This window comes from Staphylococcus sp. GDY8P131P (genome assembly GCF_017891975.1).
GTDB classification, from domain to species: domain Bacteria; phylum Bacillota; class Bacilli; order Staphylococcales; family Staphylococcaceae; genus Staphylococcus; species Staphylococcus nepalensis.
The window spans coordinates 123624-136667 of sequence record NZ_JAESKF010000014.1 but is presented as its reverse complement, the minus strand read 5'-3'; the positions used below and the strand labels follow the sequence as shown (position 1 = coordinate 136667).

Annotated in this window: 8 protein-coding genes; all 8 read left to right on the top strand. The window is 34.6% G+C overall.

The window, feature by feature from the left end; translation table 11 throughout:
• Window positions 1-438 precede the first annotated feature (438 nt).
• Window positions 439-669, top strand: a complete 231-nt coding sequence (locus tag KA894_RS11075; protein WP_096808069.1) for an HTH domain-containing protein — start codon at window positions 439-441, stop codon at window positions 667-669.
• A 212-nt stretch (window positions 670-881) separates the two neighbouring features.
• A complete protein-coding gene (locus tag KA894_RS14755) occupies window positions 882-4577 on the top strand; it encodes a Rib/alpha-like domain-containing protein (protein WP_245337212.1) in 3696 nt (1231 codons plus the stop codon).
• 488 nt (window positions 4578-5065) lie between these two features.
• Window positions 5066-6673: a DcuS/MalK family sensor histidine kinase gene (gene dcuS / locus KA894_RS11050; protein ID WP_119488188.1), complete on the top strand. Its 1608-nt coding sequence runs from the start codon at window positions 5066-5068 to the stop codon at window positions 6671-6673.
• Window positions 6667-7380 (top strand): response regulator, encoded by a 714-nt coding sequence (locus KA894_RS11045; protein WP_096808072.1) that lies wholly within the window; start codon window positions 6667-6669, stop codon window positions 7378-7380. Before dcuS ends, KA894_RS11045 begins: the two co-directional genes overlap by 7 nt.
• A gap of 140 nt (window positions 7381-7520) precedes the next feature.
• On the top strand, window positions 7521-8873 hold the full coding sequence (locus KA894_RS11040) for a 2-hydroxycarboxylate transporter family protein (RefSeq protein WP_210133970.1): 1353 nt from the start codon (window positions 7521-7523) through the stop codon (window positions 8871-8873).
• 29 nt (window positions 8874-8902) lie between these two features.
• Entirely contained in the window at window positions 8903-10084 is a 1182-nt protein-coding gene (locus KA894_RS11035; RefSeq protein WP_119488190.1) for an NAD(P)-dependent malic enzyme, read from the top strand.
• A 614-nt stretch (window positions 10085-10698) separates the two neighbouring features.
• Entirely contained in the window at window positions 10699-11154 is a 456-nt protein-coding gene (locus KA894_RS11030; RefSeq protein WP_096808075.1) for a MarR family winged helix-turn-helix transcriptional regulator, read from the top strand.
• Between the two features lie 153 nt (window positions 11155-11307).
• Window positions 11308-12954: an alpha-keto acid decarboxylase family protein gene (locus tag KA894_RS11025; RefSeq protein WP_210133968.1), complete on the top strand. Its 1647-nt coding sequence runs from the start codon at window positions 11308-11310 to the stop codon at window positions 12952-12954.
• Window positions 12955-13044: the final 90 nt, after the last annotated feature.

Sequence of the window (13044 nt, the reverse complement as noted above, 5' to 3'; positions counted from 1 at the left end):
ACATATAGTAATTAATATGTGATTAAAAGCTCTTCATCCGTAATTAAAGATGAAGAGCTTTTTAAAATGCCTCGCTTTTTATCCCTTTTAAAATCCACTATATCAATGCTCATCCTACACTTTCCTTATTCCTTAAATATTAGTTGGCCTGATTTGCGCTTTGAATAATGTATCTATTTACTAACTTTACGCTTACTAAGTAAAAGGATACCTTTCTCAATTTTACATAAGTTAATGATTTCTCAAAGATAATAAATAAAAGTGGATGGATCGTTCATTTATTTATTTTACTTCTAAATGCGCATAATTAAATCGTTTTGTTTCAAAGTTGCGCTAATTTTAAAAAAAAGAGAAAAATATGTAAAAAACATATAGTTGGGCCAATATTCGTCCCTTTCGGGTTGTATAATAACTTTACCAAGAAAGAAGGTGACTTAGTTGAATCGTTCGCATCGGCTTTTGAGTATATACACACGGTTTATACAACATAAAAAATTGGATAAATTGGAACTTTCTGCTGAATTTAAAGTAAGCGAAAGGACTATCAAAAGAGATATTCAAGAAATCAGGAATTATTTTTACGACAATGACGAATGGTTTGAAAAGAAAGAGATTTATTTTGACTACCATAACTATAAATATTCTATAAAAAATGAAAAGAGTGGTTAATTTTTAAATCTAAATAATTGTTGTATTTGGTGTGTGTGTTTTCATCTAAATGTCTTTCAAAATACTAATATTCATAGTTAGTAATTTTGGATTTTTTTATGAATCGATACTAGGGAGAAGCTTTAAATATAGCTTATGTGTCATATGAAAATCCTAACGATCTATACAAGTTTTACTTCTTGGTAATTTTTATAAAGGAGAGATATAGAGGAATGACTGGTAAAAAATTAGATTTTTTATCTAATAGGTTAAATAAGTATTCTATTCGTAAATTCACAGTAGGAACAGCATCGATTCTAGTAGGGGCAGCATTAATATTTGGTGTAGCAAATGAGGAAGCGAATGCAGCAGAAGACACACAAAAAATGGAAGAAATGACGTCGGATGAACTTTCTGATGAGTCGACTATGAATCAAAGCACAAATCGGGATAGTTCTAATCAAGAGAAAAATATAGAAGAAAGCACACAAGAAGAATCGGCGCCCCAAACAGGACAAGTTAAAGACGAAACAACAGAAATAGTGCCACAAGTAAATCCAGAAGCAGAACAAGTTGAAGAAAAAGCAGCAGAAACAGCACCCCAAACAGGACAAGTTAAAGACAAAACAACAGAAGCGGATTCAAAAGTAGAGCAAGCTCAAGACAAAACAGCAGAAGTGGCACCCAAAGCAGAGCAAGCTCAAAACGAAACAACAGAAATAGTGCCACAAGTAAATCCAGAAGTAGAAAAAGTTGAAGAAAAAGTGGCAGAAGTAGCATCCCAAACAGAGCCAATTAAAGAAGAAAGCGCAACAGCTAACATAAAGAACATAAATGATACGAAATCAGCAAAAAATGATTACGCTAAAGTAGCCAATGTATCTGATAGTGAAGCTGAGAAAATAATCGGTCAATTAAACTTAGATCCACAAAATATGACTATTGAAGCATTACAATTTGCGTTAATCAACCAATTAGCAAATGAACAAAACGCAAATAAACGATTTGCAACAGCGTTAAGATCAGTCTCACCAAGAAATACAGAAGCTTTAAATATTAGTGCTAATGATGTACCAAGTGCATTAATGCCTTATTCTGGTTCACAAGTGATTGAAGCCGATGCAATTGCAAATGGTTACATAAAAAGTCAAACAGACGCTACAAATGCGCCAAATACACTGTCGGGTAGAGCGTGGTTAGTTGATCATGGTACGCCCTCTACTATGGCAAATGGTTTAACACCAATTCCAGAAGGTACCAAAGTTTATTTACAATGGATTGATAGCGACGGAGCTGTCTCACCTACTTATGTTGCAAGTACAACAAATCAATTAAGCTCAGCTGATGGATCTCAAGTTGGACCAGGTTCATACGCGTTTGATTTAAGAGAAGCATGGATAGATGCAAATGGTAAAGAACATAAATATCATGCAATTGCAGGACAATATTATAGATTATGGATTGAAGATTTCCAAACACCAAATGGTAATAATGTATCTATGCTTCGACAAGCGGGTGGATTTTTTCCAGGTTCATATGTAAATTCTGTAAGTAGTTCAAACTTAGGCCAATTTCCATTAATTGGTACGAATATGCAACGTACAGGTATTTATATGGCTATTGACTCTACAAATGGATATATGGATGCAGATCGTTCTGAATGGATACATGATGAATTGGGGCCAATAAGTGCACCGTCAGTAGATTTAAATGCTAAAAATAGTATTTCAGGGAAAGTTTGGTTAGAAACGGGTGCAGGAGATTACGCTAACTCTGCTACAGGGCCTAATGACAACGGCAATGACCCACAAGCTGTTGGTTATACAGTAGTTATGTCTTCTTTAACCAGTGAAGGTGCGCAAGCTTATGAAGCCCAAGTGGAAAGTTTACCAGAAAGTGAGAGAGCTGACGCTGCTAAAAATTTATTAACAGATCATCCTGAATATATTTCAGCAACCGTTTATGGTGAAACAGATGAAGGCGGTAAATACACATTAAGATTCCCTGATGGCACACTGAATGACCAATATATCTATGGTTATGTCATGGACCCCGAAGGTAATATGATAAAATCTTATTCTTCTTATACGAGTCCACAATTTAGAACACCAAATAGTAACTTATCATGGACACCACAAACAGCACCTGCACAAAATTTGGTTGCAAATCCAATGTGGTATAACGTGAATTTTGCATTAGTACCAACTACAAAGATTGATTTAGAAATTATTGACCTTAATAATACGAATAGTCCAGCAGTTCCAGGCGATGTAGTGAATATTGATTTGACCGGTAGTAAGTTATCACCCCTTCCAACACACATTGAGTGGAGAGATAAAAAAGGTAATATTGTTCAACAAACAACAGATATTACATCTTTAAAAGAAGGCGAAAAACAGTCCACATTTATAGTACCAGATACAGCAACAGATGGTGATATTTATACAGCTTATCTTGTTGTAGGTGGTAATGACGTTGCAGCAGATTCATTTATCATTAAAATAACAGATGCACGTAAGTATGAACCCTCTACAGAAGGTATCAAAAAAGACTACGGTACACCAACAACAGCGGAAGATGTGACAAGTTCAGTAACAGTACCCGGTTATCCAAGTCAAGGAGACCAACCGGTTATTACAGTGGATGACCCAACACAATTACCGGACGGTAAGACGCCAGGTAAAACCGAAGTAGATGTAACGGTAACGTATCCAGATGGCACAACAGATCACATTAAAGTACCAGTAACTGTTGGAGGTCAAGCAGAGAATGAAGTGTATGAGCCATCTACAGAAGGTATCAAAAAAGACTACGGTACACCAACAACAGCGGAAGATGTGACAAGTTCAGTAACGGTACCCGGTTATCCAAGTCAAGGAGACCAACCGGTTATTACAGTGGATGACCCAACACAATTACCGGACGGTAAGACGCCAGGTAAAACCGAAGTAGATGTAACGGTGACGTATCCAGATGGCACAACAGACCACATTAAAGTACCAGTAATCGTTGGAGCAGATACACAAGCGAATATAAACAACCCAGGTTACGCTCATGCGACTGTTAAACCAGGTGAAACAGTTAAAGTACCGCAAACTGGTGACAATACAATGCCAGATGGTTCTAAATATGATATAGCTACTAATCAAGTCCCTGCAGGATGGAAAGTATCTGTGAATGCTAATACTGGTGAATTAACTGTTAATCCACCTAAAAATGCTATGACTGGCACATCAGTAGTAATTCAAGTGACAGTAACATACCCAGATGGCTCTTCGGAAACTGTACCATCCAAAGTATCGGTAGATGATATAATCCAACTTCCAGCGCCAACAGTTAATCCTGTAGATGATAATGATACTGAAATCACAGGTTCAAATGGTACACCAGGCAATACTATTGTAGTCACATTCCCAAATGGTAGTACATCAGAAGGAACAATTGATGAAAATGGTAATTGGAAAGTTGATGTACCTAAAGGAGTAAGCCTAAATAAAGGTGATATCATTATTGCTGTTGAAAAAGATAAAGATGGTAACGTATCTGGTCCAACGAATATCGTTGTAGGTGAAAACTGTGACATGTCTCCTAATAATAGTTCAGATAAAGAAAAAATTGAAACGCCAAAAGATGAAAATATCCTAGAAAATGAACCTAGCGTAAACTTGTCTGGAAATAAAGCTTATGAAGCTCATACAAATACCGCAGTGAAGAACAGTAAACAAACAGATGTTAAAAATAGCGAATTAAAACATAAAGGTGTAAATATAGACTCAGGTAAGAGCAGTAAACAAGACGCCATTAAAGAGAAAGCACTGCCAGAAACTGGAGAAACTACTCATAATACTACAATGCTTGGAACATTATTTGCAGCATTTGGTTCATTACTATTATTCAGAAGACGTAGCAAGCACAATGAAAATAAATAATTAATCACTTAAAAGGCTGGGCTTTACGCCCAGTTTTTTAATTAGAACCCAATATCATTACTATGATACCGATACTGAAAACAAGGACATATTAAAAATGGAAAAAATTAATGCTCAATAAAAGAGGTAACTTCATATTTTCGTTTCTTTGCGTACATAATACGTTATTTTCCATGAAGATAACGGCTCCTACGACTTCAGTTTATTTTTTCAAAATGTATTCATCTCATTTAATAGTTCTCTACATTTTAACAAACTTCTACTACTACTAAACAAATTTCATTTATAAAGAGAAAATGGATATTTATATTTTGAATGTATCAGAAAAAAGTAATAGCCATATCATTATTAAATTAATTTCCCTTTTATTCCTTCCAAATTTTAATTTAATATTTACTTAAATTGATTTTCAAAAGTATGATATATTTTTAATAATTAAATACTTATGTAAAACATTTTAAGAACTAGAAATTAAAGGCGGTTGGGCTTTGAAGAAACAAAGGTTAAAGTTAAGCACGTTGATCATTATTGTAGTATGTATTGTCGTATTGGTTTCATTGCTTATCACTAGCGTATTGATTAGTAATACAATTAGGGATACGATACATCAAACGACTGAAGAAAAGGCTGAGGTTATTGGCAAGACGGTGGCACAGTCTCAAGTGGTGCAATCTACTTTGAAAAAGAAAAACAATGATAACAGTATACAAGCTTACGTATCTGACATACAACAATCAACGGATGTGCGTTTTATCGTTGTGATGGATATGAAGGGGATCCGAAAGTCGCACCCTAATGAAAAGTTAATTGGTAAACATTTCAAAGGTGGCGATGAAAAAGAAGCACTTCATGGTAAAGTGAGTGCTTCTATTTCTAAAGGAACGCTGGGTGAATCATTGAGGTCATTTACGCCTGTTTATGCGAATGGAAAACAGGTTGGCGTCGTGGCTGTTGGTGTGCCAATGAAAAGTGTTTATGAAGCCCTTGCAGATGGCAATAAGAAGATTATCGTTGGTTCAATCATTGGGTTGATTGTCGGAGCTATTGGTGCATACATGCTTTCTAGGTATATTAAGAAAATTTTACTGGGTTTAGAACCGTCGACGATTGCTAAGATACTTGGAGAAAGAAATACGATGTTACAATCTGTTCATGAAGGTGTCGTGGCTGTTGATAAGGAAGGTAAGATTAATTTAGTGAACAAATCAGCGATGGATATATTTAAACAAGCAAATCTGAAAGGTAACCCTATCGGTATGAAGATTGACGATTATATGGCGTCTACACAGCTACCGAAAGTACTTGAATTAGGTGAACCGGAACGAGATGAGGAGCAGAATATTAATGGTGTAAAGATTTTGGTCAATAGAGTGCCACTTATTGTAAATAAAGAAATTGTTGGTGCGATTTCAACATTTAGGGACAAGACAGAGGTAAACAAGCTTTCCGAACAATTAGTAGGTGTGCAGACATATGCAGATACTTTACGCGCACAATCGCATGAGTTCAGTAATAGATTGCATGTGATTTCTGGCATGTTGCAAATGGAACATTATGAGGATTTAAAACAATATATATATGATATTGTTGAATTAGGTAGCCAAGAGCATGGTCATATTACTTCGAAAATCAAAGATGCTGCATTGGCTGGTTTTTTAATAGGCAAATTAAGTTTAGCGCGAGAAGAGCATGTTAAATTATCTATTGTGAGTCATACCACCATCCCTGAACCGGAACATTCGCATATCACGCATGAAATGATTACGATTATAGGTAATTTAATAGATAATAGTATAGATTCTTTAGTGGTATCTGCTATTAAACAGAAAACGATTGATGTCCATTTGAAATATACAAACGGTACATTAACTATAGATATCGTAGATTCAGGCTTAGGTTTAAAAAGTGAGCTGGCTCATCAAATATTTGAAAAGGGCTATTCTTCTAAAGGCGAGCATAGAGGATATGGACTATACCTTGTTCAACAAAGTGTAGAGAAACTCAATGGAGATATTAATATAGCTTCTAATGTGGAAGGCAACGTGACGTTTTCAGTCGTTATAAGCTATTCAGAAAAGGAAGATCATAAATGGTGAATATATTAATTGTTGAAGATGATCCGATGGTTGCACAAATTAATCTGCAATTTATTGAAAAAATAAATAATCAAACTTCAGTAGATATCGCAAAAAATGTTAAAGAAGCTATGAGTATCATAGAAAATAAAGTGGTTGATTTATTATTATTAGACATATACATGCCTGAAGAAAATGGGTTAACATTTCTTAAATATATAAGAGAACAAGGTTATAAAATAGATGCTATACTCATTACAGCAGCTTCAGATGTTGAGCAAATCCAAACTGCATTTCGATACGGTGCTGTTGATTACTTAATCAAGCCCTTTGAATTTGAGCGCTTTAAGCAATCATTGTTACGTTATAAAAAAGGGCAGACATTTTTTAATAAAACGGAGAATATCAACCAATCTGATATTGATGGTGAATTGCTTAATAAAACAATCGCTGGGAATGAATCAGAGCTTAAATTACCAAAAGGTGTCACGAAAGAAACATTACAAGTAATTGTTAAGAAAATGAATGATTTTAAAGGCAATGAATTTTCTACAGACGAAATCTCAAAGCATGTTGATATTTCGAGAGTATCTGTAAGAAAATATTTAAAATTTTTAACGGAAATAGAAGTCTTAGAGGAATCTTTAAATTATGGTATCGGTCGTCCGATTTATTCGTATAAATTAAAGCAGGACCATTTGAAGTATTTAAAAGCGTATATGGATTGATGTGAAAAAATTGCCGAATTAAAAGGGGTATACACTTAATTCGGTTTTTTTAATTACAAAAAGATAATTAAAATTTCATAAACTATAAATTTGCTCCTCTTATGAATAGAATGGGTTTATCGATAATGAGGGGGGTAGTCATGGACACGAAAACAAATTTGAAAGCGCTTACTAATCAGGAAGTGCCGCTAAATAATAAGTTTAAAAGTATAGCAAAAAAGTTAATTAATATTAAAGTAGGTGTATTGCCATTACCACTTTATTTAATTTTAGCTGCAATTATATTCGTTGCTTCTATATATAATACATTACCTGCAGACATGATTGGAGGATTTGCTGTAATCATGATTTTAGGTATTTTACTAGGAGACCTTGGCCAAAAAATACCGATTTTAAAAGATATCGGTGGGCCAGCTATTTTGGCCTTGCTTGTCCCATCTATTTTAGTCTTTTTGGATGTGATTCATTCGACTTCTATGGAAGCGGTTACGACGTTGATGAAGACGTCTAACTTCTTATATTTCTATATTTCTTGTTTAGTAGTTGGAAGTATTTTAGGTATGAATAGCAAAGTATTAATTCAAGGATTTACGCGTATGTTTGTGCCTTTGCTAGTGGGAACAGTTCTAGCAGTTACTGCAGGTTTATTTGTTGGTTTATTGTTAGGTTATGATATAAAACACACATTATTTTATATCGTTGTTCCTATTATTGGTGGTGGTATCGGTGAAGGGATTCTACCCTTATCCATTGCGTATTCATCTATATTAGGAGACTCAGCTGAATCATTCGTTTCTCAAATGATTCCAGCAGCCGTAATTGGTAATATATTCGCAGTTGTTACTGCAGGCGTTATGATGCGCGTAGGAGAAAAATATACAAAACTTTCTGGAAATGGAAAACTAGTAAAATCTGAAAGCACTGAGGAAAGTATAGACAATAAAAAAGAAAAAGATAAAGTAATTGATTTCTCACTTATGGGAGCAGGGTTGCTGATTGCTTGTAGTTTCTTTATTGTTGGCACACTTGGTCAAAAATTCATTGGTATACCGGGCCCAGTTATTATGATTCTATTTGCAACGTTGATTAAATGTTTGAAAGTCATGCCTCATAAAATGGAGAATGGCGCACATAATTTATATAAATTTGTCTCTACAAGTTTGACGTGGCCATTAATGGTAGGTCTTGGGATGTTGTACATACCTTTAGAAGACGTTGTTAAAATTGTAACGCCAGCATACGTGGTGATATGTGCTTCAGTTGTATTAACGATGATTATTTCAGGTTATTTTGTAGGTGAATTGATGAAAATGTACCCGGTAGATGCTGCTATTGTCACAGGTTGTCATAGTGGTCTAGGCGGTACCGGGGATGTAGCCATATTATCAGCGTCTAAACGTATGGCGCTCATGCCATTTGCACAAGTTGCGACAAGGATAGGTGGCGTTTCAACGGTTATCATAGCAACATTTTTATTGAAAATTTTAAGTTAAATCATAATAATATATAAGGGGTCACTAACATGTCAGAGAGAAATGAAAATATAGATTCAATCACTTTACATCATGAACATTCAGGTAAAATAGAGATTACAAGTAGCGTAGAGGTTAACACTGAACAAGATTTGAGTGTCGTATATACGCCAGGGGTATCTGAAGTATGTAAAGCCATTACCAAAGATGAAACAAAAGCAAATACATTGACCGCACGAGGTAATATGATTGCCGTAATTACGGATGGCACGGCTGTACTTGGATTAGGAGACATTGGTCCGAAAGCAGCTATACCAGTTATGGAAGGTAAAAGTATTTTATTTAAACAACTCGCAAATGTAGACGCATTTCCTATATCTTTAGATACAAAAGATACTGAAGCAATTATATCTATTATAAAAGCATTACAGCCTAATTTTGCAGGGATTAATCTAGAAGACATAGCTGCGCCACGTTGTTTTGAAATTGAAAAAAGATTGATTGATGAGCTGGATATTCCAGTGTTTCATGATGATCAACATGGCACAGCTATCGTTGTACTTGCAGCGTTAATTAATGCACTGAAAGTTGTTCAAAAAGAAAGTGATTATGCAAAAATTATTATTAATGGTGCAGGTTCAGCGGGTATCGCAATTGCTAAGTTATTGTTAGAAGCTGGGTATAAAGACATTACGCTGGTTAGTCTAGAGGGCGTCTTGAACAAAGCAGAAACATGGATGAACAAAGCGCAACAAAATATTGCAAGTTGTACAAACCCCGATGACCAAAAGGGGACATTGGATGATGTTATACAAAATGCAGATGTATTTATTGGTGTGTCAGGTCCAAAAGCTTTAACGGAAGCACATGTAAGATCGATGAACGATGATCCGATTATTTTTGCATTAGCAAATCCAACGCCAGAAATATACCCAGAAGAAGCAGTTGGAGCTGGTGCGGCTATTGTTGGTACAGGGCGTTCAGATTACCCGAACCAAATCAATAATTTATTAGCTTTTCCTGGTATTTTTAGAGGTGTGTTAGACGCACATGCAAATGAAATCACCACAGATATGAAAATAGCGGCGGCTAAGGCAATTGCTGACACCATAGAGGAGGAGCAACTAACACCGGATTTTGTCATTCCACATGCATTAAATCCACATGTTGCTCATGAGGTAGCAGGAGCGGTTAAGCATCATGCGAAAAATGGAGAGAAAGTATTGATATAACGTAAAGTTGATATGAAAAACGCTAGAGTTGGTTGCTTTTTATAAATCACCACAATTGCACAAAGAAAGGATGGCTGCTACTGAAATTAAGTATGAGTCATTCCTTTTATAATTGTTCAACTTCCATACAATTTTTTAAGAGAAATAATGGTTCACTTAACCTTTTATATTTAATCGTAAAAACACTCATATGATATGCAAAAGCATAGTATCATTGGTCGGATGATATTGAAATAACTTATAAAAGATGTCACTTATAAATGAGGGAGCCGTATCCAAGTTGTAATCACCTTCTAAATAAGTGAAATTCAAATTTAAAAAAGCATATCATAGCCGTGTATAATGATTGGGCGTGATGTCTGAACGTACATGTACGATTGTTTAAAGTTATTATCAGTTAATATAAGTTATGATAAAATTAAGCATATACTAAATAGACAGTTATCATTTTATCGACCAAAACAGTAACAGTTATAGGCTATATCTTAGCGTATCAGCACATTTGGCTATTATTAGCTGAGCGACGCATATCGTACGTGTGCATTTAATCATAGTTATTACGTTATGATTTAAATAACTAAAAGATAAATAACAATCAAAAAGGAATGTGAATTATGGAAGAAAATAATAACGATTATGAAAATTTGTTGTTTTACTTTGCATATAAAACCTTTGTAAATACAGCAGATGAAATAATCGAAGAATATGGTTTGAATAGACAACACCATAGATTTTTATTTTTTATCGAAAAAGCGCCGGGTATTACAATTAAAGATCTCTTGAAAAGTATGGAAATTTCTAAACAAGGTAGCCATGCAACATTGAAAAAATTGAAGGATGAAGCATTTATTATCGAAAAACAAACCGAAGCGGATAAGCGTGTTAAAGCACTCTATCCTACAGAAAAAGGTACGAAATTAGTTCATGAATTAAATAAAGCACAAAACGATTTGTTTAGAGATATTCAAAAAAAAGTTGGTAATGATTGGTATGCAATTATGGAAGCATTTGCTTCTTATCGTACAGGATTTCAGGAAGTAAAATATCTAAAAGATGATGTAAAAAAATAAATAAAATTAATTTTTAAAACATAGTGGGGCGTCACTATGTTTTTTTATTTGAAAAGGAAAATTCACGATAATTAAGTCAACGTTATTGACCTTTATTATTAATCGCGTTATATTTGCAATGTAAGAAATAAAGAGAAAAAGGGGAAATGATTAATGCAAAAACGCGTAGGACAATATTTAATGGACGCGATTAGTGCTGTAGGCGTTGATAAAGTTTTTGGAGTACCTGGAGATTTTAACCTTACCTTTTTAGATGACATTATCCATCGTGATGACATGGATTGGGTAGGTAATACAAATGAATTAAATGCGAGTTATGCTGCAGACGGTTACGCAAGAATGAAAGGTATTAGCGCTATGGTTACAACATTTGGTGTAGGTGAACTCAGCGCTGTAAATGGTATAGCAGGAGCTTATGCGGAGCGTGTGCCTGTCATAGCAATTACAGGTGCACCGACTCGCGAAGTCGAAAAAGCTGGTAAATATGTGCACCATTCATTGGGTGAAGGCACTTTCGACGATTATCGTAAAATGTACAAACACATTACAACAGCCCAAGGATATATTACACCTGAAAATGCACAAGTTGAAATACCACGATTAATTGATGCAGCATTAAATGAAAAACGCCCGGTTCATATGCATCTACCTATTGATGTTGCAGCCCAAAAGATTGAAGTAGAAAAGCCGTACTGTTATGTAACGCCGGAAAAACAAGATGTTTCTAGCTATATTAAAAGAATAGAAGATAAATTGAAAACTGCAAAACAGCCATTAATTATTGCAGGACATGAAATTAATAGTTTTGATTTACATGAAGCACTTGAACAATTTGTTAATCAAACGCACATTCCAGTCGCACAATTATCCCTTGGTAAAGGTGCGTTTAACGAACAAAATGATTACTATATGGGCATATATGATGGTGAGATTTCAGACGGGCCAATCAAATCATATGTAAATGGTAGTGATGTTATTTTAAATATTGGCGCTAAACTCACAGACTCTGCAACGGCAGGTTTCTCATATCAATTTAATTTAGATGATGTGATTATGATTAACCATCACAATTTCAAAGTGGATGCATTACATGCAGAAGAGGTGAGACTGACAGACCTCTTAGAAGGGTTGTTAGAAATGGATTATGTCAGTGATGTAAATTATCCACATTATCACGTTTCCGAACATAAAGAAATTGAATTAATTGATCATCCATTAACACAATCAACTTATTTCAAATTAATGCAAAGTTTTATAAAACCCAAGGACATCATTCTTGCAGAGCAAGGTACATCTTTCTTTGGTGCGTATGATTTAGCCTTGTATAAAGAAAATAAATTTATTGGTCAACCGTTGTGGGGATCAATTGGTTACACAATGCCTGCAACGCTCGGTACACAAATTGCAGATAAACAACGCCGAAATTTGTTGTTAATTGGTGATGGCTCGTTACAATTAACGGTTCAAGCGTTATCAACAATGATTCGTGAAGGCTTAAAACCAGTTATATTTGTAGTGAATAATGATGGTTACACCGTTGAGCGTAAAATTCATGGCGAAACAGCATCATACAATGATATAAATATGTGGGATTATAAAATGTTACCATTTGTATTTGGTATGAAAGAAGATGATGTCAAAATACACAATGTAACAACAAGTATTGAATTAGAAAAAACATTAAAAGATATTGATGACACTCCGAATATTATGCACTTTGTAGAAGTTCATATGGATATACACGATGCACCAGCAAAACTCAATGAAATTGCTAAAGCTTTTGCAAACCAAAATAATTAAGAATTTAAAAATTTAATAAGCGCTTTCTTTTAAGTTATAATAATATGACATCATTAGTATCATAGTAATCTAAATAAGTATTACTGCAAA

Coding starts and splice junctions, on each gene's coding strand:
- KA894_RS14755 (WP_245337212.1), top strand. CDS start 882: ATGACTGGTAAAAAATTAGATTTTTTATCTAATAGGTTAAATAAGTAT.
- KA894_RS11025 (WP_210133968.1), top strand. CDS start 11,308: ATGCAAAAACGCGTAGGACAATATTTAATGGACGCGATTAGTGCTGTA.
- KA894_RS11030 (WP_096808075.1), top strand. CDS start 10,699: ATGGAAGAAAATAATAACGATTATGAAAATTTGTTGTTTTACTTTGCA.
- KA894_RS11035 (WP_119488190.1), top strand. CDS start 8,903: ATGTCAGAGAGAAATGAAAATATAGATTCAATCACTTTACATCATGAA.
- KA894_RS11040 (WP_210133970.1), top strand. CDS start 7,521: ATGGACACGAAAACAAATTTGAAAGCGCTTACTAATCAGGAAGTGCCG.
- KA894_RS11045 (WP_096808072.1), top strand. CDS start 6,667: ATGGTGAATATATTAATTGTTGAAGATGATCCGATGGTTGCACAAATT.